The organism is Nonomuraea sp. IBHARD001 (assembly GCF_056106265.1).
Map to the genome: position 1 here is coordinate 1368453 of NZ_JBWBBW010000002.1, position 21430 is coordinate 1389882.

The 21430-nt window shown below is 69.8% G+C and carries 17 protein-coding genes; 8 read left to right on the top strand and 9 right to left on the bottom strand.

Annotation, left to right across the window (positions count from 1 at the left end; all coding sequences use genetic code 11):
- Positions 1–34: 34 nt before the first annotated feature.
- Positions 35–961, bottom strand: a complete 927-nt coding sequence (locus tag ACTWNK_RS08645; protein ID WP_474303340.1) for an RDD family protein — start codon at positions 959–961, stop codon at positions 35–37.
- Between the two features lie 55 nt (positions 962–1016).
- Here ACTWNK_RS08645 and ACTWNK_RS08650 point away from each other — a divergent pair, with 55 nt between their 5' ends.
- Positions 1017–2009, top strand: coding sequence for a stage II sporulation protein M (locus ACTWNK_RS08650; protein WP_474303341.1), 993 nt, complete (start codon positions 1017–1019; stop codon positions 2007–2009).
- Position 2010: 1 nt separating this feature from the next.
- Here the strand turns inward: ACTWNK_RS08650 and ACTWNK_RS08655 are convergent, their stop codons facing one another.
- The 5 genes from ACTWNK_RS08655 to ACTWNK_RS08675 are packed head-to-tail and all read right to left on the bottom strand — an operon-like array spanning position 2011 to position 7234.
- On the bottom strand, positions 2011–3372 hold the full coding sequence (locus ACTWNK_RS08655; RefSeq protein ID WP_474303342.1) for a DUF58 domain-containing protein: 1362 nt from the start codon (positions 3370–3372) through the stop codon (positions 2011–2013).
- Between the two features lie 4 nt (positions 3373–3376).
- Positions 3377–4354, bottom strand: a complete 978-nt coding sequence (locus tag ACTWNK_RS08660; protein WP_474303343.1) for an AAA family ATPase — start codon at positions 4352–4354, stop codon at positions 3377–3379.
- Positions 4351–5523, bottom strand: coding sequence for a DUF4350 domain-containing protein (locus tag ACTWNK_RS08665; protein ID WP_474303344.1), 1173 nt, complete (start codon positions 5521–5523; stop codon positions 4351–4353). Before ACTWNK_RS08665 ends, ACTWNK_RS08660 begins: the two co-directional genes overlap by 4 nt.
- Entirely contained in the window at positions 5520–6143 is a 624-nt protein-coding gene (locus ACTWNK_RS08670; protein ID WP_474303345.1) for a DUF4129 domain-containing protein, read from the bottom strand. Before ACTWNK_RS08670 ends, ACTWNK_RS08665 begins: the two co-directional genes overlap by 4 nt.
- Entirely contained in the window at positions 6140–7234 is a 1095-nt protein-coding gene (locus tag ACTWNK_RS08675) for a DUF7847 domain-containing protein (RefSeq protein ID WP_474303346.1), read from the bottom strand. The genes ACTWNK_RS08670 and ACTWNK_RS08675 overlap by 4 nt, the downstream gene beginning before the upstream one ends.
- Before the next feature lie 450 nt (positions 7235–7684).
- On the opposite strand from ACTWNK_RS08675, the gene mtrA reads away from it, so the two are divergent.
- The 6 genes from mtrA to ACTWNK_RS08705 all read left to right on the top strand — a co-directional run bounded on the left by mtrA (position 7685) and on the right by ACTWNK_RS08705 (position 15049).
- Positions 7685–8362 carry an MtrAB system response regulator MtrA gene (gene mtrA, locus ACTWNK_RS08680; protein ID WP_210157292.1) on the top strand — a complete coding sequence of 226 codons (678 nt, stop codon included), beginning with the start codon at positions 7685–7687 and terminating at the stop codon, positions 8360–8362.
- A gap of 15 nt (positions 8363–8377) precedes the next feature.
- Positions 8378–10093 (top strand): MtrAB system histidine kinase MtrB, encoded by a 1716-nt coding sequence (mtrB, locus tag ACTWNK_RS08685; RefSeq protein WP_474303347.1) that lies wholly within the window; start codon positions 8378–8380, stop codon positions 10091–10093.
- A complete protein-coding gene (locus ACTWNK_RS08690; RefSeq protein ID WP_474303348.1) occupies positions 10083–11852 on the top strand; it encodes an LpqB family beta-propeller domain-containing protein in 1770 nt (589 codons plus the stop codon). Before mtrB ends, ACTWNK_RS08690 begins: the two co-directional genes overlap by 11 nt.
- A 382-nt stretch (positions 11853–12234) precedes the next feature.
- Positions 12235–12792 (top strand): ComF family protein, encoded by a 558-nt coding sequence (locus ACTWNK_RS08695; protein ID WP_474303349.1) that lies wholly within the window; start codon positions 12235–12237, stop codon positions 12790–12792.
- A gap of 604 nt (positions 12793–13396) precedes the next feature.
- Positions 13397–14071, top strand: a complete 675-nt coding sequence (hpf, locus tag ACTWNK_RS08700; RefSeq protein ID WP_474303350.1) for a ribosome hibernation-promoting factor, HPF/YfiA family — start codon at positions 13397–13399, stop codon at positions 14069–14071.
- A 276-nt stretch (positions 14072–14347) separates the two neighbouring features.
- Positions 14348–15049 carry a response regulator gene (locus ACTWNK_RS08705; protein ID WP_474303351.1) on the top strand — a complete coding sequence of 234 codons (702 nt, stop codon included), beginning with the start codon at positions 14348–14350 and terminating at the stop codon, positions 15047–15049.
- Between the two features lie 637 nt (positions 15050–15686).
- Here the strand turns inward: ACTWNK_RS08705 and ACTWNK_RS08710 are convergent.
- Positions 15687–17327, bottom strand: coding sequence for a winged helix-turn-helix domain-containing protein (locus tag ACTWNK_RS08710; protein ID WP_474303352.1), 1641 nt, complete (start codon positions 17325–17327; stop codon positions 15687–15689).
- 183 nt (positions 17328–17510) lie between these two features.
- Positions 17511–17753: an HGxxPAAW family protein gene (locus ACTWNK_RS08715; protein WP_474303353.1), complete on the bottom strand. Its 243-nt coding sequence runs from the start codon at positions 17751–17753 to the stop codon at positions 17511–17513.
- A 232-nt stretch (positions 17754–17985) separates the two neighbouring features.
- Between ACTWNK_RS08715 and secA the strand changes: the two genes are divergently transcribed.
- Positions 17986–20781: a preprotein translocase subunit SecA gene (secA, locus tag ACTWNK_RS08720; RefSeq protein WP_474303354.1), complete on the top strand. Its 2796-nt coding sequence runs from the start codon at positions 17986–17988 to the stop codon at positions 20779–20781.
- Positions 20782–20863: 82 nt separating this feature from the next.
- Here the strand turns inward: secA and ACTWNK_RS08725 are convergent, their stop codons facing one another.
- Positions 20864–21334: an Rv3235 family protein gene (locus ACTWNK_RS08725; protein WP_474303355.1), complete on the bottom strand. Its 471-nt coding sequence runs from the start codon at positions 21332–21334 to the stop codon at positions 20864–20866.
- Positions 21335–21430: the final 96 nt, after the last annotated feature.

Consider the following 21430-nt stretch of genomic DNA (forward strand, 5'->3'; position numbering starts at 1 on the left):
CGCCGTCACGCCGCACGCACCGCGGGGCTTCCGTTCAGGCGGGAGGCGCGAACCCGCCCGGAGTGGTGCGAGGCGCCTCCTGAGGCACCCGATGCCCAGGAGGCGGCGCCACGGGCCTGCCGTACCCGGGCTGCTGGTATCCGGGTGGCGGATAGCCGGGCTGCTGATGCCCGGGTGGCGGATACCCGGGCTGGGAGTACGGCGGCTGGGGCCGGGTGGTGGCGGCGAGGCGGGCCTCGGTGCGGTGGCGGCGTTCGGCCAGGACGGCGGCCAGGTAGGCGTGCGGCGGCACACCGGGCGGTGGCGGCGGGGTGACGTAGGCCGCGACCTGGGTGGCGACGCGCATGCCCATCTCGTGCTGCACGCCGGGCGACAGGTCGTGCCAGCGCGCGAGGTACTGACGGGCGGCCGTGGCCACCTCCTCGGGCAGGCGCGACAGCTCCAGCGTCGAGGCCCACCCGGCCAGCGCGTGCGGCATGGGGATCGGCTGGGAGCGACCGGCGGGACCGCGTTCGGAGATCACGATGGTCCCGGCGAAGATGTCGCCGAGCCGCTTGCCCTGCTGGTTGGCCAGCGAGCAGATGAGCGCCGGAGCGCCGAACAGCAGCCAGAACTCCACCATCCCGGCCAGACCCCGGAAAAGCGCCTGGCGGAACCGCTCGGGGCTGCCGTCGTCGCCGACCACGCGGAGCCCGAGTGCGAGCTTGCCCAGACTGCGCCCCCGCGAGAGCGACTCGAAGATCACCGGATAGCCCACGAGCACGAGCACGGTCAGCAGGATCGACAGCGCCATGTAGAGGGCCGTGTCGACGAGCGGCAGCAGCCGGCCGAGCAGCATCATCGTGCCGAACAGCACGACGAGCTGCACGGCGGCGTCGATGAACAGGGCGACCGCGCGGATCGGCGGCTGGGCCACCCGTACCTCGACGACGACGGCGTCGCCGGTAACCACCTCGGACATACTGGGAGCTTAGTGCCGAGACCTCACGCGCGGCGAAGCTGCCAGAATGGCCGACGTGGACATTGACCCTTTCGTCGCCGCGAACCGCCCGGTCTGGGACCGCCTGGAGCACCTGATCAGGCGCAAGTCCTCGCTGTCGGGCGCGGAAGTGGACGAGCTGGTCGACCTGTACCAGCGGGTGTCGACGCATCTGTCCATCGTCAGGTCGGGCTCGGCCGACCCCGTCCTGGTGGGACGGCTGTCGGCGCTGGTGGCCAGGGCCAGGTCGGCCGTCACGGGGGCGCACACGCCCGCCTGGCGCGAGCTGGTGCGCTTCTTCACCGTCAGCTTCCCCGTGGTCGCCTACCGGGCGCGGTGGTGGTGGCTGGCCACGACGGCGGCCTTCCTGGTGGTGTCGTTCGCCGTGGGCGCGTGGGTGGCGAAGAACCCGGACGTCCAGGCGGCCATCGCCTCGCCGAGCGAGATCAAGCAGCTCGTCGAGCACGACTTCGCCGACTACTACTCGGAGAACCCGGCGGGCTCGTTCGCATCGCGGGTGTGGATCAACAACGCCTGGGTGGCGATGCAGTCCATCGCCTACGCCATCTTCCTCGGCCTGCCGATCCCCTACATCCTGTGGGTCAACGCCGCCAATGTCGGCGTCTCGGGCGGGCTGATGGCCTCGCGCGACAAGCTCGACGTGTTCTTCGGGCTCATCACGCCGCACGGCCTGCTGGAGCTGACCGCGGTCTTCCTCGCGGCGGCCGTCGGCATGCGCCTCGGCTGGAGCGTGATCGACCCGGGCACGCGCAAACGCACCGAGGTGCTGGCCGAGGGCGGCCGGGCGGTCATGAGCGTGGCGCTGGGGCTGATCCTGGTGCTGTTCGTCTCGGGCCTGATCGAGGCGCTGGTGACGCCTTCGCCGCTGCCCACCTGGGCCAGGATCGGCATCGGCGTGCTGGCTGAGGCGGTGTTCCTCGGCTATGTGATCTTCTTCGGGCGCAGGGCGCTCAGGCAGGGCGAGACGGGAGACATCGAACGGGCTCCCGACCTCGCCCCCACCGCCTGAGTTACAGCCTGCCCGCTGCCTTCAGCGCCAGATAGGCGTCGGCCAGGGCGGGCGCGATGTCGTCGGGCAGCGCGTCGACCACCTCGACGCCGTGCCTGCGCAGCCTCGCGGTGACGCGCTTGCGCTCCGAGCGCGCGTGCTCGGCGGCGGCGGCGTCGTAGACCTCTTCGGCGCTTCCCCTGACCGCCGCCATCGCGGCGACCAGCGGGTCGGACACACCGGCGACCAGCACGAGATGGCGTGCGGACAGCTGCGGCAGCACCGGCAGCAGGCCCTCCTCCATGGCGGCGGCATTGAGGTCGGTCAGCAGAACGACCAGGCACCGGCGCTTGGCCCGCGACAGCACGGCGGCCACCATACCGGCGGCGTCGGCCTCGATCAGCTCGGCCTCGATCGGCGCCATCACGTTCACCAGCGCCGACAGCAACTCCGTGCGTGAGGCCCCGGCGACCCAGGCGCGCACGGCCCGGTCGTAGGCGAGGAAGTCGACCTGGTCGCCCGCCTTGGCCGCGAGCGCCGCCAGCAGCAGGGCGGCGTCCATCGACCAGTCCAGGCGCGGCCAGCCGGGCGCGGGCTCGGGGCCGGGCCCGGAGGGCTGCCCGCTCGCCCCGGCCAGGGGCACGGGAGCCGCGCCGACCCGCCCGGCGGACGTGCGGCCGGTGTCGAGCACGATGAGCACGCGCCGGTCGCGTTCGGGACGCCAGGTGCGGACCACGACGTCGTTGCGCCTGGCGCTCGCCCGCCAGTCGATGGAGCGCACGTCGTCGCCGACGACGTACTCGCGCAACGAGTCGAACTCGGTGCCCTGCCCCCTGACCAGCGCCGGGTGCTGGCCGTCGAGCTCGCGCAGCCTGGCCAGCCTGGAGGGCAGGTGCTTGCGCGACAGGAACGGCGGCAGCACCCTGACCTTCCACGGCGAGTCGTGCCCGCCCTGCCTGGCCGCCAGGCCCAGCGGCCCGAGCGAGCGCACGGTGACGCGCACGGCCTCACGGTCGCCCCGCCTGACCGGGGCCAGGGTGAAGGTGAGCCTGCGCCGCTCGCCCGAAGGCACGTCCAGGCGCCGCACCCTCGGCGTCACGCCCGCCGACGGCGCCCAGGCGTCACGCAGCACCCCGCGTACCCGCCGTGAGCCCGGATTCTCCACGATCAGCTCGACGGTGGCCGTCTGGCCGAGCCGCACGACCGTGTCGCCGGCCCGATGCAGCCTGAGCGGTCGCACCGCTCCGGCCAGCAGCACGTCGACCAGCACCGCGGCCACCAGCAGCAGGGCCACGCCGAGCGCCGCGAGCGCGGGCTCGGGCGCGAGGAACACCACGACCACGCCGACGGCCGCCACCAGCGCGGCCCGCCCTGTCAGCGCCACGCCGTCACCTGGGTACGGGGACGGAGGCGAGGATGCCGTCGAGCAGGCCGTCGGCGGTCGCGCCTTCGAGCTCGGCCTCGGGCCGCAGCTGGATGCGGTGCCGCAGCGCCGGTCTGGCCAGCGCCTTGACGTCGTCGGGCGTGACATAGGGCCGTCCGGACAGCCACGCCCACGCCCGCGAGGCGGCCAGCAGCGCGGTCGCGCCACGCGGGGAGACGCCGAGCTGCAGGGCGGGGGAGCTGCGGGTGGCCCTGGCGATGTCGACGATGTAGCCGAGCACCTCGGGCGCGACGTGCACCTGGGCCACGGCGGCCCGGCCCTCGGCCAGGTCTTCGGCGGTGGCGACCGGCTTGATCTGCGACAGGTCGCGCGGGTCGAAGCCGAGCGCGTGCCGTTCGAGCACGGTGATCTCCTGCTCGCGCGGCGGCAGCGGCACGGTCAGCTTGAGCTGGAACCTGTCGAGCTGCGCCTCGGGCAGCTGGTAGGTGCCTTCGTACTCGACCGGGTTCTGCGTCGCGCACACGACGAAGGGGTCGGGCAGCGCCCTGGGCAGGCCGTCGACACTGACCTGGCGCTCCTCCATGGCCTCGAGCAGCGCGGCCTGGGTCTTGGGCGGTGTGCGGTTGATCTCGTCGGCGAGCAGCAGGTTGGTGAAGACCGGGCCTTCGCGGAACTCGAACTCGGCCGTCTTGGCGTCGTAGACCAGCGAGCCGGTCACGTCGCCCGGCATCAGGTCGGGCGTGAACTGCACCCGCTTGAAGTCCAGCGCCAGCGCCGCCGACAGGGTGCGCACCATGAGCGTCTTGGCGACGCCCGGCACGCCTTCGAGCAGAACGTGCCCCCGGCAGAGCAGTGCGATGACCAGCCCCGTCACGACGGCGTCCTGGCCCACGACGGCCTTGGACACCTCCGCGCGCAACGCGCCGAGCGCCTCGCGGGCGGAGTCGCCCCGCGCCACCCTGGTCGTCTCCTCAACGTTCACAGCCGTGTGACCTGCCTTTCCACGAAGTCCAAGTATTCCGCCATGGCGACGAGCCCCGTGTCGTCCATGGGCGCCGGGCCGTACAGTGCGGCGCCGATCCGGTGGGAGTCCTGTCCGGTGCGTTCGGCGATGGCGGCCACCACCTCGGCCGGGCCCGCCTCGGGGGTGAGGCCGAGCCTCGGGGTGAGGCGTTCGACCGTGCCCGCCCTGAGCGCCTTGGCCGCGCTGTCCCTCGCCCTGCGCGCCCGGTAGAGGCGGCCTCTGCCTTCGACGCTCTCCGAGGCCCTGACCACGACGGGCAGCTTCTCGGTCACGACCGGGCCGAGCCGCCTGCCTCGCCACAGCGCCGTCACGAACACGGCGAAACACGCCATGACGACGGCCCACGGCACGTTCGGCGGGAGGAGTTCGCCCAGGCTCCTGCCGCCGGGCCCGGCGACCGGCTCGTCGCCGGGTGCGGGCGGGTCGGGCATCAGCCAGACCAGTCTGGGCGCGGTGCCCAGCAGGTTCAGGGCCAGGGCCGCGTTGCCGTCCTCGGCCAGGCGCAGGTTCGTGGTGAAGTCGGCGCTGCCGATCATCGTGACCGTGTTGCCGCCGTCGAGCGCGCGGACGAGTGTCGCGCCGCCGTCGCCCGTCGGGTAGCAGGAGGAGACGGCACGGGAGGCGGTGTAGGCGTATCCGCCCAGGTACGCACTGCCGGCCGCGCTCGCCGCCGGAAGGGCGCACCCGGGTTCGCGCGAGCGCTGGCGCACGCCCGAGGAGTGCTCGGCGATGCTGGCGAAGATCGAGGGCCCGGCGACGACCTTGTCGCCCGCGATGCCGCTCAGCCTGCGGATGCCGTCGTCGTCGAGCAGCATGGTGTCGGGCACGTACAGCAGGGCGCGGCCTTCGCGCATCCGCTGCTCGGCCTGGTCTAGCGTGGCCACCCTCTGCACGGCGACGCCCTGCTCGCGCAGCAGTACGGCCAGCGCCCTGGATCCGGCGGAGGTGGCGTCGCCGGGGTCGTAGGCGCGTGCGGAGCCCTCGCCGCCGGTGATGAGCACGCCGATCACCGCGGTGACCACCACGACCAGCCCGATGACCACGAGCAGCCTGTTGCGCCGCCAGATCCCGGCCGCTGTGGGCGAGGTCGGGCTGGAGCCGCCGTCCACGGCGGGTGCGATGCTCACGCGCCGCTCACGGCTTCGGCGAGCGGGACCGGCCTGGCCAGGCGCAGCCGTTCGTCGAGGTCGCGCAGCACGCCGTAGGACTCGGCGGTGCCCGGCGCGTCACCGTAGGCCACGTCGTCGAAGATACGGGCGGCGGTGGCCAGTTCGGCGGCGAACGCGGGCAGTGCCGTCCCCGCCTCGGCGGCGAGCTCGTCGGCGGTACGGCCGGGCAGGTCGTCGACCAGGGCGCGTTCCTGGAGGTCCCTGGCGACGGCGCGCAACCGTTCCTGGATCGCCTCGGCCCACTGCTCGGCCCCGGCCAGCCGTTCGGCCTCGGCCCGGTGCTCGGCGGCGGTGCGGGCGCGCTCCCCGAACAGCTCGCCGCTCGCGGCCGATGCCCTGGTACGGGCGGCCTTGCGTAGTTGCCAGAGGACGAGCGCGACGAGGGCGGCGACGATCAGCACGATGACGATCCCGGCGATCACGCCGCCGGGCCCGCCGCCGGTGCCGTCGAGCAGGTCGCCGAAGAACTGCTGGATCATCCGGTAGACCCGGTCGATCAGCGACTCGTCCTGGTACTCGGCTCCGCTGAGCTCTTGGGCCGCCCTGCGCTGTGCCTCGGCGCGCTCGATCGGGTTCACGGGCGAGCGGCGTTCGACGGGTGCCAGAGGTCGTCGGCGGAGGAGTGCACCCAGCCCTGCCGCTGCTGTTCGAGCGCGGCGGTCTGCAGGACGAGGTCGAACGCCTCGGCCCGCATGCGCCTGTCGGCGTAAAGGAGCCCGGCGACGCCCGACTGCAGCGGGTAGGTGATCATCGCGCCGAGCGTGGCGCCCACCGCGAGCAGGACCGCTGTGAAGATCGTCGCGCCGATGCCGCCGCCGCCCACGAAGCCGATGACCATGCCGATGATGGTGAAGGGCACGGTCAGGATCGAGCTGATCATCGAGGCGATCAGCGAGGTCAGCACGTAGATGCCGAGCACACGCCAGAAGTCGCCGCTGACCAGCTGCCACGAGCGCCGCATCGCCCTGATCGGCCCGAGCCCCTCCAGCACGATGGCGGGCGCGGCCAGCAGCAGACGCGTGTTGATGAACAGCACATAGGCCAGATAGAGCAGCAGGAGCAGGAGCATCAGGATGATCAGCCCGAATGCCTGCGACCCGTCGCTCACCCCGGCGACGAGCACGACGATCAGCACGAGCGGCAGCAACGGCACCAGCATCAGCACGAACAGCAGCCCGACGAACCCGAACAGGGCCGGCATCCGACCCTTGACCAGCGTCCAGGCCTCACCCAGCGTGATCTTCCCGCCGAACACCGCCCGGCCGAGCACCCTGGTGAGCACACCGGTCAGCACCGGCGTGGCGAGGAAGGTGAGCAGCAACGAGATGCCGCCGGGCAGGTACGTGGTGAGCATCTCGTTCTGCGTGGCGACGTCCGAGCCGTACGGATTGTCGAGCAACGCACCGAAATCGCGCGTGAGCAGCGCCTGGCCGATCGCCACCGGGATCGAGACGATCGCGGCCACCAGGGCCGAGAGCCCGAGCACGGTCTTGGGGTTGGACCGGACGAGTTTGATGGTGCCGTCGAGGATGTCGCCGAGGCCGAGCGGGCGCAGCGGGATGATCCCGGGACGCAGCACCAGCGGGGGAGGCGCGTAGCCGTATCCCTGGTGGCCGTATCCCGGCGGAGGCGGGTAGGGCGCTGCACCCGGTGGGCCCGGGGGCGGCATTTGGCCCGGGGGTGCTGCTTCGCCGTACCCTGGGGGTGCGGTGGGCTGTTGCCGTGGTGGTTGCGCGGGGGACGAACCTGGCGCGGTCCAGGGCGACCCGCCCTGCGCGCCGAAGGGAGGAGGCTGCTCCGCAGCCCAGCCCGGGGGCGTCTCGGGCGTGGCACCGTGACCGTCTGACATATCCCAATCCTGGCATGGTGGGCGAGTCGTTGTGGGAAGCAGGCGTCTTGCCTGACCGGTTTCACGACGGGTGATCATGATCGGGGATGGCCGAATCATGGTCGCTTAGCGCAGACTGGAAGAACGATCGGCCGTGCAGAGTCTAAAATTCGGCTTTTGGTGGTCTGATCGTTACTCCGAGTCCCGGTCATGAGCTGGACGAGGGTAATCTTCAACGACCGTTCGGGTTCGCCCAGAATCTCCCACAATGCGTAGAACGAATGAGGGGCCATGAAAGGTCGCGTGCTGGTCGTCGACGACGACGCCGCTCTCGCCGAGATGCTTGGCATCGTGTTGCGTGGAGAAGGCTTTGAACCATCCTTCGTCTCCGACGGTGACAAGGCGCTCGACGCGTTCCGCGATACGCGTCCTGATCTCGTCCTGCTCGACCTGATGCTGCCGGGCGCCGACGGCATCGACGTCTGCCGCCGCATCCGCGCCGAGTCCGGCGTGCCGATCGTCATGCTGACGGCCAAGAGCGACACCATCGACGTGGTGCTCGGCCTGGAGTCGGGCGCCGACGACTACATCGTCAAGCCGTTCAAGCCGAAGGAGCTCGTCGCCAGGGTGCGCGCCCGGCTGCGCCGCACCGACGAGCCCACGCCCGAGATCCTGCAGATCGGCGACATCACGATCGACGTCGCGGGTCACTCGGTCAAGCGTTCGGACGAGACCATCAACCTCACGCCGTTGGAGTTCGACCTGCTGGTCGCCCTGGCCCGCAAGCCGCGCCAGGTCTTCACGCGTGAGGTCCTGCTGGAGCAGGTCTGGGGCTACCGGCACGCCGCCGACACGCGCCTGGTCAACGTGCACGTCCAGCGGCTGCGGGCGAAGATCGAGAAGGACCCCGAGCACCCCGAGATCGTCGTGACGGTCCGCGGCGTCGGGTACAAAGCCGGACCAGCCTGACCTCGCCCTCCCCTCATGCCCTCCTCTTCGAAAAAGCCGCCCCGGCGCCGGACATTTCGCCAGATTCTTGGTGGAGTCCGGCGGCGGACCCGGCGTGCGGCGGGCAGGGTACGCCGCACGTGGCGGCGCTCGCTCCAGCTCCAGGTCGTCACCAGCACGCTGGTGATCTCGCTGATCGTCGTCGCGGTCCTCGGTGTCTTCCTCATTCTGCAGATCACCGAATCCGTGCTCGACGGCAGCCGCAGGGCCGCCTTCAGCGACGCGGTCGCCGACAGGGTCACCGTCGCCGGACTGCTCGACCAGCCCGCCGAGCCCAAGACCGTCGAGTCGGGCAAGATCCTCGAAACGCCCATCGACCAGGCCATGAACGCCCTCATCGGCTCCGGCGACTGGGACAAGCGCTACGAGGTGCTGATCCTCAACGAGAGCCTGCCCGGCCAGTCGCGCGCCTCCGGCGAGGCCGTCGAGGCCAGCATCCCGACCGGCCTGCGCAACAAGCTGGAGCGCCGACGCGAACAGGGCCAGCTCAACACCACCGAGCAGCTCATCGCCCCCGTCGTCTACTACGGGCAGTCCGCACCCAGGCTCGCCCTGGTCACCGGCGCCTTCATCGACGACGGCTACGAGATCTACCACTTCTTCCCGCTCGACGCCGAAGAGGCGACGCTGTCGAACGTCAGACAGGTCGTCATCGTGGTCGGCGTCGGCCTCGTCCTGCTGCTGGCCGCCATCGCCTCGCTGGTCACCCGCCAGGTCGTCACGCCGGTACGGCTGGCCAGGCAGGCCGCCGAACGGCTGGCGGCGGGCAGGCTGGACGAACGGCTCAAGGTACGCGGCGAGGACGACCTGGCCCGTCTGGCCACCTCGTTCAACGAGATGGCGGCCAACCTGGCGTTGAAGATCCACCAGCTCGAAGAGCTCTCGCAGGTGCAACGCCAGTTCGTCTCCGACGTCTCGCACGAGCTGCGTACCCCGCTCACCACCGTGCGCATGGCCGCCGACCTGCTCTACGACGCGCGCGAGGACTTCGACCCGATGGCCTCGCGCTCGGCCGAGCTCATGCAGAACCAGTTGGAACGCTTCGAGTCGATGCTCGCCGACCTGCTGGAGATCAGCCGCTACGACGCCGGGGCGGCCACGCTCGACGTCGACCCGACCGACATGCGCGACGTCGTCCTGCGGGCCGTCGGCGACTCCGAGGCGCTGGCCGAACGGCATGCCACCCGCTTCGAGCTGCGCCTGCCCAACGAGCCGTGCATGGCCGAGGTCGACAGCCGCAGGGTCGAACGCATCCTGCGCAACCTGCTGTTCAACGCCATCGAGCACGGCGAGGGCAAGGACATCGTCGTCACCGTCGGCGCCGACCGGGACGCCGTCGCCGTCGCCGTACGCGATCACGGCGTCGGGCTCAAGCCCGGCGAGGACACCATGGTCTTCGACCGGTTCTGGCGTGCCGACCCCTCGCGGGCGCGCACGATCGGCGGCACCGGGCTCGGGCTGGCGATCTCCAAGGAGGACGCCCAGCTGCACGGAGGCTGGCTTCAGGCGTGGGGGACGCCTGGGGACGGCTCGCAGTTCAGGCTCTCGCTGCCCAGGGTGGCCGGGGCCGAGCTGAAGGGCTCGCCGCTCTCGCTGGTCCCACCGGAGGTGGAGATGCGGCGCACGTGGCGAGGGCACATCACGCCGGTGCTCGCACCGGCGACAGGGGAGGGGGCCGTCCATGCGGAGTAAGGCGGTGGGGGCCGTCGCGTTCGTCCTCGTCGTGGCGTGGTCGTCGGCGGGGTGCTCGGTCATCCCGATCACCGGTGTGCCCGAGGCGGTCAGCGAATCGGGCAGGGGCGACTCGCTCAGCCTGCCGTTCCATCGGATGATCGCCACCGAGCCGCGCGACGACTGGAACCCCGAGCAGGTCGTCACCGGGCTGCAGTCGGCGATGGCCAGCTTCGACGACCCCGAGCACAAGATCCTGCGCAAGTACCTCACGGCCGAGGCCAAGAAGGCGTGGACGCCGGGCGACTCGGTGACCGTCGTCGACGACGCCCAGTCCGTCGCCCCCGTGATCTCCGAGGACGGCACCCAGGCCAGGGTCGTGCTCAAGGGCACCGAGCTGGCCACCATCCACGACGACGGCAGGTACGTCCCGTCCGGCAAGAAGAACTTCTGGGAGTTCTCGCTCGTCAAGGAGGGCGGGCACTGGCGGGTCTCCAAGCTCGACGACGAGCACCTCATGCTGCTCACCTCGGCCGACGTGCGCCGTGCCTACTTCCCCGTCGACCTGCACTTCCTCAACCGGCCTGGCGACAAGCCCGACGGCCTGGTCGTCGACCGGGTGTGGCTGCGCAACGACCCCGCCGAGCAGACCGCTGCCACGATCGTGAACCGGCTGCTCCAAGGGCCGAGCGAGGCCCTGCAGGGCGCTGTGGGCACGGCCTTCCCCAAGGGCCTGCGGGCCAGCGTCGAAAGCGGCGACGACAAGATCATAATAGACCTCGACCGGGCGCTCGACCCCGCCGAGTCGGCCGCGATCGAGGCCCAGCTCCAGCGCACCCTCGGTGACCTGGCCAAGGGCCGTACGATCGAGGTGCAGATCAACGGCGAGCCGTTCTTCGGTCCCGACAGCCCGCTGCAGATCAAGGCCGGGCAGAGCGACTACTTCGACCGGTGGATCAAGAAGACCGAGGAGGCGGCGTACTACACGCTGCGCGGCGCGGTCCACATGGTGGTCAAGGACGGCGGCGGCGCCCCCGTCTCGGGCGACGCCGGCAAGGAGACCGGCGACTACGGCAGCCCCGCGATCTTCCCCGGCGACATCCCCATGGTGGCCAGCCTGTCGGCCAAGGGCGACATCTTCGTCAGCCCGATCAAGGGTGACGGCCGCTGGGAGGAGGCGATCATGGGCGAGAACCTCACCGCGCCCTCCTGGAACCGCGACGGCACCCTCTGGGCCGTCGACAGGATCGCCGAGTCCACCTCCCACGTCCTGCGCCGCGACCTGCTGGGCGGTGTCGAACGCATCTCCGCGCCCGACCTCGACGGCACCCGCGTGGACAACTTCCGCATCTCGCGCGACGGCGTGCGCGTGGCCGCCGTCGTCACCGACAAGGTCGGCACCCACGTCCGCGTGGGCGCCATCGGCGGCACCAGCGCCGCGACCAGACTCGACCACTTCCAGACCCTGCTGACGACCGAGGACAACGAGAAGATCCTCGACATCGCCTGGCGAGACCATTCGACGCTGCTGATCCTCGTGAAGGGGAAGTCCGGTCAGACCGTACGGGCCGTACGCAGCGGTGATCCCCGGGTGGACACGCTGCAGTCGGACAAGCGGATCACGTCGATCACCGCGTTGGGCGATCGCGTGCTGGCCGGTGCCGAAGGCGAGAGCGGCGACGAGAAGGACGCCGAGGTCCTGGAGTGGGACGAGGCCCACCAGAAGTGGGTGACCTTGGTCAAGGACGGCGCAGGGACGCCTACGTTTCCGCTGGGGTAGGTCACTTCGTCGGGCTTTTTTGGGGCTTTGAGGGGCTTGGGGCGGTTGGGGCGTCGCTGAGGGGAGCGACGGCTGGCGCCTGAGGCGCGCCCCGCGACACAACGCCAGCCGTGCTGGCCCCCTCGCTTTTTCTGGCTTCCTCCCCTTACGTCCCCCTCGCGCGGCCCGGCCTGGGGCTGACGTGTGAGAACGGCCGTGGAATGTCGGTGGGGAGCGGCACACTGGGGGGATGTTCGGGCTGGGGGTGGAGGCGGTGCTGGGGTTGGTGGTGCCGCAGCGGTGTGTGGGGTGTGACGGGGCCGGCGCGGTGTTGTGCGAGGGGTGCACGGCGGGGCTTGCGGGGAGGCGGGCTGTGCGGATGCCTCGGCCGTGTCCTGCGGGGATGCCCGTCGTGTGGTCGGCGGGGCCGTACGAAGGGGTGGCGGTGCGGGCGGTGCTCGCGGCCAAGGAGCGGGGGCGTGCGGCGCTGGCGGAGGCGTTGGGGAGTGTGCTGGCTTTCACAGTGGCGGGGGCGCTCGGCGGAAGGGCGGCGGTGCTGGTGCCTGTGCCCAGTTCGCGGCGGGCCGCGCGGGTCAGGGGGCACGATGCGGTGGCCCGGATGACAGAGGCGGCTGCCGTACGGCTTCGCAAGCTGGGATGCCAGGTAACCGTGTGTCATGGGCTCAGGCAGGGTGGCGGTGTGCACGACCAGGCGGGCCTGAGCGCCACCCAGAGGGCCGCCAACGTCCGAGGCGGCATCCATGTGACCAGAGCCGCCCTCGTGGCGCTGAGCAGCGACTCAGCCCCTCCTGTGGTGCTCGTGGACGACGTGGTGACCACGGGTTCCACGCTCACGGCGGCGGCGCTGCGGCTGGGGGAGGCGGGAGTCGAGGTGGCTTTCGCGGCCGTCGTCGCCGCGACACGCCGAAGAGAGCGAACAAGCTTCGGTCACGTAGCGTAAAGAACGCCTCAACTCTGGCCTCTCACCCGGCCGCCACATCTCTCTGTCCGAAACTGGCCACCCGGCCAGGTCGTCGAGGTTCCGGCGCGCCTGCATAAGGGATGTCGGGCCGCCAAAGCCCCTAATCTGCGGGCTCGACAGGCTGTCAGATACTACGCAAAGTGATCCTTCGGCCGGACTCCAGGCTGACATTCGCCCCCGATACGGATAGCGTTCTGGCATGGCACCCGTTCGGGTCCGTGGTTGCGCAGAGCCGGGCTTCCCGGCTCTGCTAGCCGATGCCAGCCGCAGGCAAAACGGTCCACGTAAGGCGACTCTTTGTCGACCGATCACGGTGCGGCTTAGAAGTAAGTCCTGCCTTCCCGGAGGTCCAGATGGCCTCCGCCAGAAGAGAAGGGCAGTAGTGGCGAATGCGCCGCGAACCCCTCAGCAGGCGGATGTGGGGTCGAAGACCAGGTCGGCCGAGCGGGTGCCTTTGGAGTTGCCGGTGACTACGTATCGAGAGGTGGGGGTACCGGTTACGGAAAGGCAGTCAGAGGACCCCACCCGGCAGGCACGTCGCCGGGGGCTCTTCCACAGTCGTTAGACGAAGGGGGGCTGTTGCATGGACATCATCGTCAAGGGTCGGCACACCGGAGTGAGTGACCGATTCCGTGACCTAGTGACGACCAAGCTGGCCAGGATCGAGCGTCTGGACAACAAGCTCATTCGAGTCGACGTGGAGGTCTCGAAGGAGCGCAATCCACGCATAGCCGACCAGCGTGAGCGGGTCGAGCTGACCATCCACTCCCGCGGGCCCGCCGTCCGCGCGGAAGCCTCGGCGGACGACAGGTTCGCCGCCCTCGACCTCGCCATGGACAAACTCGAAGGCCGCCTCAGGCGCATCGCCGACCGCCGCAAGGTACACCACGGCAACCACAATCCGCCCTCCGTGGCCGAGCTGACGGCCGCGCTCGCCGACGTCTACGACGTACCTCCGGCCAAGGCCACGATCGTCCCCGAACAGGCCGAATCCGACGAGGACTTCGCAGACGTCGAGCTACCCGAAGACAAGCGTGACGACGACATCATCCCCATCGAGATGGACGGCGACGGCCCCCTCGTCGTCAGGGAGAAATTCCACAACGCCGAACCGATCACCATCGACCAGGCACTCCTGGAGATGGAGCTCGTCGGGCATGACTTCTACCTCTTCCGTGACAAGGAGAGCGGCCAGCCGAGCGTCGTCTACAACCGGCGCGGCTACAACTACGGCGTGTTGCGGCTCGTCGAGCCCTGATCGGCACCCGCAAGATCCTCTCGACTACCCCTAGGACCGTGAAACCCGTGTAATCATTGCGGTTCTAACGGCTCTGGCCCCCCACGAGGAGGAGACGTGAGCGAGCGAGCTCGGGAACGCGGCCCGCTCGCGTGGCCTGTCAAGGAGGCCGCGTGAGTGAGCGAGCGGCGCGTTCGGCGCGACCGGTCAAGGAGGTCGCGTGAGCGTGCGACACGCGTGGCCTGGTGAAGGAGGTCACGTGAGCGTTCGACGCATGTGGCCCGTGAAGGAGGCCACGTGACCCCGACCGACGAGGCCCGCGTGTCAGGACGCGGCGACCCGATCCGCGTGCTGATCGTGGACGACCACGAGCTGATACGCCGGAGCCTCGCCCTCGCGCTCGCAGCGGAGTCCGACATCGAGGTGGTCGGAGAAGCCAGCGACGGCAAGGAGGCGGTCGCACTCGCCGACCGCCTCTTGGCCGACGTCGTGCTGATGGACGTACGGATGCCGCGTCAGGGCGGCATCGACGCCACCCGTGCGATCAAGGCGTCCGTGCCGAGCACCCGCATCGTCATGCTGACGGTGAGCGACGAGGAGGAAGACCTCTTCGAGGCCATCAAGGCAGGGGCGACCGGGTACCTCCTCAAGGACGTCCAGATCGACGAGGTCCCCGACGCGGTCAGAGGCGTGCACGAGGGGCAGTCCCTCATCAATCCCGCCATGGCCGCCAAACTCATCACCGAGTTCGCCAACATGAGCCGCAAGGAGGCCGAACGCCCTCCCCAGCTCCCCGTCCCCCGCCTGACCGAACGCGAGATGGAAGTCCTCCGCCTGGTCGCCAAGGGCATGAACAACCGCGAGATCGCCAAGCAGCTGTTCATCTCGGAGAACACCGTCAAGAACCACGTCCGCAACATCCTGGACAAACTCCAACTCCACTCCCGCATGGAGGCCGTCGTGTACGCGGTCAGAGAGCGCATGCTGGAAATCACCTGACACCGACGACTCCCGGGTGCCTGGGGGGTGTTGTCGCGGGGTGGGCCTGCGTTGTGAGCGTGGGCTTACGTTGTGAGAGGCGTTGAGCACATCGCGCCTCACGCTTCACGTGTCGTGTCGTGTCGGGTGCTTGAGCAGTGTTCGTACGGGGCGGGTGGAGTAGTTGTTGTGCCGGGCGGATGAACCTCATGCCGGGAGAAACGGGCGAGCCCGGTATTCGAGGGGCCTTCCGTGCCCGGCGAGGCTTTAGGGGCCTTTCGTGCCCGGAGGAGCTTTCTGTGAAGAAGCCCTCCCTAGGACGAGCTGCGTGAGGGCGCGCTGACCGAGGCGCGCGACACCGCAGCCGACGAAGAGCAGCCACACGCACGCATGCCCTGGTACTGGCTCGTGCCAGGCGTACGGGGAATCCCTCGGCGCACTTCGGACAGGCGTGGGGTATGGGCATTTAGGGGGCATAGGCTCCAGACAGCCCTGATACCCGGCTTGCCCATAGCTCGGGGCATGCCGGACGTCACCTTGTCACCACGGCGTGTGTCGCCGGGCGAGGCCCTTCCTGTGGACCCCTGCCTGCGAGAGTCCCAGGCCAGACGCCCGCGCGACGCGTACCCCAGCCGGACGCCTGTCGGAAGGCGTCGGGCTAGCGGAAGTCGGACATGTTTAGAGGTAGTGCCTTGAGGAGGGCGTCGGTGTGGCCGGTGGGGGTGACGCGGTCGACGCGGATGTCGGTGAGGCCGACCCAGCCGGCCGCGATGTGGAGGGCCTCGCGCATGGCGGCGATGTCGGCTTCCCGGACGCGGGGCGATTCGAAGGACACGTGGCGGGCCACGAACGTCGTGCCTTCGCGTGCCGGGTCGACGCGGCCGATCAGGCGGCCTCCGGCCAGGACCGGCATGGCGAAGTAGCCGTGTACGCGCTTGTCCTTGGGCACGTACGCCTCAAGGCGGTGGTTGAAGCCGAACACCCGCTCGGTCCGAGGCCGATCCCACACAAGCGAGTCGAACGGCGACAACAGCGTCGTACGGTGACGCCCGCGCGGCTCGACGACAAGAGCGTCAGGATCGGCCCAGGCGTTGGCGAGAGGCGCCATGCCGGGCGAAGGGGAGGAAAGCGGACCCGCACCCCCGGGAGGGGCCTGTGGGGCTCCTGAGGCGTCCTGGGGACCCGCGCCACGCCCACCGGGTTCGGCGAAATCAGCCGAGGCCGACTCCGCGGCGGATGGCGCCAGTCCTGGAGAGGAGGAACCAGCCGCAAGCGAGCCGGCGCTGGACGACGCGTCTGTCCCGGCCGCCCCGGCCACGGCTCCTCCGGCCGCAGCCGTCCCGACCAAGGGCTCGCCGACCCCAGCCGCCCCGGCCAAGGCCCCTGCCACGCCAGGCACCCAGGCCGAAGTCCCTCCGACTCCAGCCTCTCCAGCCGAGGCCCCTCCAACCGAGGACCCCCCCACACCAGACACCCCGGCCGAAGCCGCGACTGACGCGCCCCCGCTGCGGGAGCCGGCCGCGCGAGGTGGCCGGGCGGCGGGCCAGCCGGCGACGTGGACGGGGGTGAGGCCGGCGGCTCCGCTGGCGAGGGCCTCGTCGAGCATGGCGGCGTGGCGGCCGCGCAGGCGGAGGAAGTCGATGAGGTCGGCTCGGGTGGCGACGCCGAGCGCGCGGCCGGCGATGCGGGCGAGGTGGGTGATGCATTCCTCGTCGGACGGCTCCTCGGCCAGGAGGGTGGCGGGGACCGAGCGTTCGGCCAGGTCGTAGACGCGTCGCCAGCCTGCGCGTCTGGTGCAGGCGATCTCGCCGATGTCGAGGAGCCACTCGATGGCGATCTTCTCGTCCGACCAGTCCCACCAGTAGTCGCTCTTCTTGGCGCCGCCGACGTCGCCCGTGGTGACGGGGCCGAGGTCGCGGACCTTGTGCAGGAGCTGCTCGACGCTCGCGGGGACCTCGTGCCAGCGCTGCCTGCGCTCGCGGAAGTCGCGGCGGCGGAAGGAGTACAGCGGCCAGTGCTCGATGGGCAGGATGCACGCGGCATGGCACCAGTACTCGAACGCGGTGGCGGGCTCACTCCAGTACGAGGACTCGATCGTCTGGCGGGACAGCCCCGGAGACTGCCTGGCGTAGGCGACCAGCTCGTGGGACCTGGCCAGCACCGAGATCGTGTCGAGCTGCACGGCACCCAGCCTGCGCAACATGCCGGGCACGCCCTCCTGTCTCGCTCCCGACCCGAGGAATCCCTGCGCGCGGAGAATGATGCGACGGGCCTCGTCGGCCGACAGCTCGATTGGCATGCGGCAGATGCTAGCCGCGGGGTCCGACAAAAGGCCGACGGCCGAAGGCGCGAACCGTATGCCCAAGAAGCCGTACTCCCAAGAAGCCGTACTCCCGAGAGAGGAAGCACCTCACCAGGGCCAACCGGGGCGGCGAGAAGGCGAAGCTCCTCTCGCCGCTTCACGGTGAGTGGTGCGTGTGTGTCAGCGGTGGTCTTCGGCGCTCAGGCCCGCGCGGGGAGCGTCGATCACGACGTCGGTGAAGATGTCGAAGACGAGGGCGAGGATGGCGCCCACGACGACGATGCCAACGCCGACCCAGATGACGAACCAGTTGGCCTGCGTCATTCCGACGCCGCCCACGATGGTGCCCACCAGCATGACGGTGACCGCGAACCATGACGATGCGCGCCCGGCGTGGTTGCCGAGGTTCTCCCCGTCTGCCATGACATATCCTCCCCTGCAGTTAAATCCCGCTTTTAGACGCACTGGCGCGCGAGATGGATGTAGATCGGCATACCCTCTGCCGGGACCCATACTCCCAGGCCCGTGTCGCGCCCGTTCCACCGCCTGGCTGTGTCTGGTGGTGGGAGCGCCTACGATGGCAACGGGGAAGTATGTCTCGGCCTCTCCACCTGGCGTCGCCGCCGGGGTAGACCTGCGAGGAGCTTTACATAAAGTGGCAGCCATTCTCGACAAGATTCTGCGCGCCGGCGAGGGCAAGATTCTGCGCAAGCTCAAGCGAATCGCCGACCAGGTCAACTCCATTGAGGACGACTTCAAGAGCCTGTCCGACGCGGAGCTGCGCGCGCTGACGGATGAATACAAACAGCGTCACCAGGACGGCGAGTCCCTTGACGACCTGCTGCCCGAGGCGTTCGCGACGGTCCGTGAGGCCGCGCGCCGCGTGCTCGGCCAGCGACCCTACGACGTCCAGATCATGGGCGGCGCCAACCTCCACATGGGCAACATCTCCGAGATGCGCACCGGTGAGGGCAAGACACTGACGTGTACTCTGCCCAGCTACCTCAACGCGCTGTCGGGCAAGGGCGTCCACGTCATCACGGTCAACGACTACCTGGCCAAGCGTGACGCCGAGAACATGGGCCGTGTGCACAGGTTCCTCGGCCTCGAGGTCGGCGTGATCCTGGCGGGCCAGGAGCCCAGCGAGCGGCGCAAGCAGTACGGCGCCGACATCACCTACGGCACGAACAACGAGTTCGGCTTCGACTACCTGCGCGACAACATGGCGTGGTCGCTCGAGGAGTGCGTGCAGCGCGGCCACAACTTCGCCGTGGTCGACGAGGTCGACTCGATCCTCATCGACGAGGCCAGGACGCCGCTGATCATCTCCGGCCCCGGCGAGCAGTCCGGAAAGTGGTACCAGGAGTTCGCCAAGATCGTGCCGCGCCTGCGCAAGGGCGTCGAGGCCAAGGACCCGGGCGAGCAGTCGACGGGCGACTACGTCGTCGACGAGAAGAAGCGCACGGTCGGCATCCTCGAGAGCGGTGTGGAGAAGGTCGAGGACTGGCTCGGCGTCGACAACCTCTACAAGCCGGAGCACACCCACCTGGTCGGCTTCCTCAACAACGCGTTGAAGGCCAAGGAGCTCTACAAGAAGGACAAGGACTACATCGTCGTCGACGGCGAGGTCCTGATCGTCGACGAGTTCACCGGTCGAGTCCTGCACGGCCGCCGCTACAACGAGGGCATGCACCAGGCCATCGAGGCCAAGGAGAGCGTGAAGATCAAGGACGAGAACCAGACTCTCGCCACGATCACCCTGCAGAACTACTTCCGCCTCTACAGCAGGCTGTCCGGCATGACCGGCACGGCCGCCACCGAGGCCAACGAGTTCCACCAGACCTACAAGCTCGGCGTGGTCCCGATCCCCACCAACCGCCCGATGGTCCGCAAGGACCAGGCCGACGTGGTCTACAAGACCGAGGACGCCAAGTTCGACGCGGTGGTCGAGGACATCAAGGAGCGCTACGAGGCCGGTCAGCCGGTCCTCGTCGGCACCACCTCCGTCGCCAAGTCCGAGCGGCTGTCCAAGGCGCTCAAGCGCCGGGGCGTCGTGCACGAGGTGCTCAACGCGAAGAACCACGCGCGTGAGGCGTCGATCATCGCCGAGGCCGGGCGCAAGAAGGCCGTCACCGTCGCCACCAACATGGCCGGTCGTGGCACCGACATCATGCTCGGCGGCAACCCCGAGTTCCGCGCCGACGTCGAGCTGCGCCAGCGCGGCCTCGACCCGGTCGAGACGCCCGACGAGTACGAATCCGCCTACGGCGAGGCCCTGGTCAAGGCCAAGGAGGCGGTCAAGGCCGAGCACGACGAGGTCTCCGACCTCGGCGGCCTCTACGTGCTGGGCACCGAGCGCCACGAGTCGCGCCGCATCGACAACCAGCTGCGCGGTCGTTCCGGCCGTCAGGGCGACCCGGGCGAGTCGAGGTTCTACCTCTCGCTCGGCGACGACCTCATGCGCCTGTTCAACTCCGCGCGGGTCGAGGCGATCATGACGCGCCTCAACATCCCCGACGACCAGCCGATCGAGTCGGGCATCGTCTCCAAGGCGATCGCCTCGGCCCAGCACCAGGTCGAGCAGCAGAACTTCGAGATCCGCAAGAACGTCCTGAAGTACGACGAGGTGATGAACCGCCAGCGCAAGGTGATCTACGCCGAGCGCCACCGCGTCCTGGAGGGCGCCGACCTGCACGAGCAGGTGCGCGGCTTCATCGGCGACGTCGTCGACGAGTACGTCACGGGCGCCACGGCCGAGGGCTTCTCCGAGGAGTGGGACCTCGACAAGCTGTGGAAGGCGTTCGGCCAGCTGTACCCCGTCTCGATCAGCCTCGACACGCTGATCGAGGAGGCCGGCGGTCGCGAGGAGCTCAACGCCCAGCTGCTGTCGGAGCGGATCAAGGCCGACGCGCTGTCCGCCTACGACAGGCGTGAGGAGCAGCTCGGTTCCGAGGCCACCCGTGAGCTGGAGCGCCGGGTCATCCTGTCGGTCCTCGACCGCAAGTGGCGCGAGCACCTCTACGAGATGGACTACCTCCAGGAGGGCATCGGCCTTCGCGCGATGGCGCAGCGCGACCCGCTGATCGAGTATCAGCGTGAGGGCTTCGAGATGTTCAAGGCGATGCTCGAGGGCATCAAGGAGGAGTCGGTCGGGTATCTGTTCAACCTCGAGGTCGAGGTGCAGACCAACCCGATCGTCGAGGAGGCGGAGAGCGCCGAGCTCGCCGAGACGCGTTCGATCATCGCACGCGGCCTGCGCGGTCCCGACCGGCCCACGCAGCTCGACTACTCCGCGCCCGGCGAGTCGGGCGAGGTGCAGCACACCAGTGTGCGGACCACGCCCGAGGAGCGCGCCGCCTACGGCAACGTCGAGCGCAACGCGCCGTGCCCCTGCGGCTCCGGCAAGAAGTTCAAGCGCTGCCACGGCGACCCCAAGCACGTCGAGGCCTGACCTCTGACCTGAGGCCCTGTTCCCCGTTCGCGGGGGGCAGGGCTTCAGTGCGTTCATGCGGGTGTCGCCACAGAGAAAAGGCTCACGCCGTCTCCACGTCGGTGCAGAGCCACTGCACGCCCCGGCGTTCCAGGCGTACGGCGAGGGCGTGGCTGCGCTCGCCGCAGTGGACGAGTACGCACATCTCCACCACGCCGTCGGCGGGCTGCCGGATGTGCGGCGCGGCGACGAAGGGCGGGCGGGACGTCTCGATCATGCGGCCGGACCGTACCAGTCCCGCGTAGGCCCTCGCGGTGAGCCGGTCGGCGACGGTCTCGGCCGGTCTGCGTCCCGCGAGCACCTCGGCCAGCGCCTGGGCGAGATGACGGAGCCTGCGCTCGCCGGGCGCCGCGCTCGAAGCCCCCCGGACGGCCGACGCGCCGATCTCCGCGGCCAGGGCGAGCGAGCCCTGCACGTACGGCGTGCCGGGGCGGGTGGCGGACGTGCGGCGGTCGTAGGGCGGTTCGGAGGCGGCGACGAGTCTGATGTGGGGGGATCGGCGGGAGAGCGGCACGGGGGCTCCTGTCGACGATTGGCGTGTCGATACATGGAGTTTTCGGCCCCGGCCGAAGCTGCGAATGCCGCCAACTTCTTGGTCATCACGATCGTT

Excerpts from the sequence above, each read along its gene's own strand:
- ACTWNK_RS08645 (WP_474303340.1), bottom strand. The coding sequence starts at position 961 with ATGTCCGAGGTGGTTACCGGCGACGCCGTCGTCGTCGAGGTACGGGTG.
- ACTWNK_RS08675 (WP_474303346.1), bottom strand. The coding sequence starts at position 7,234 with ATGCCGCCCCCGGGCCCACCGGGTGCAGCGCCCTACCCGCCTCCGCCG.
- mtrA (WP_210157292.1), top strand. The coding sequence starts at position 7,685 with ATGAAAGGTCGCGTGCTGGTCGTCGACGACGACGCCGCTCTCGCCGAG.
- mtrB (WP_474303347.1), top strand. The coding sequence starts at position 8,378 with ATGCCCTCCTCTTCGAAAAAGCCGCCCCGGCGCCGGACATTTCGCCAG.
- ACTWNK_RS08690 (WP_474303348.1), top strand. The coding sequence starts at position 10,083 with ATGCGGAGTAAGGCGGTGGGGGCCGTCGCGTTCGTCCTCGTCGTGGCG.
- ACTWNK_RS08695 (WP_474303349.1), top strand. The coding sequence starts at position 12,235 with ATGCCCGTCGTGTGGTCGGCGGGGCCGTACGAAGGGGTGGCGGTGCGG.
- hpf (WP_474303350.1), top strand. The coding sequence starts at position 13,397 with ATGGACATCATCGTCAAGGGTCGGCACACCGGAGTGAGTGACCGATTC.
- ACTWNK_RS08710 (WP_474303352.1), bottom strand. The coding sequence starts at position 17,327 with ATGCCAATCGAGCTGTCGGCCGACGAGGCCCGTCGCATCATTCTCCGC.
- ACTWNK_RS08715 (WP_474303353.1), bottom strand. The coding sequence starts at position 17,753 with ATGGCAGACGGGGAGAACCTCGGCAACCACGCCGGGCGCGCATCGTCA.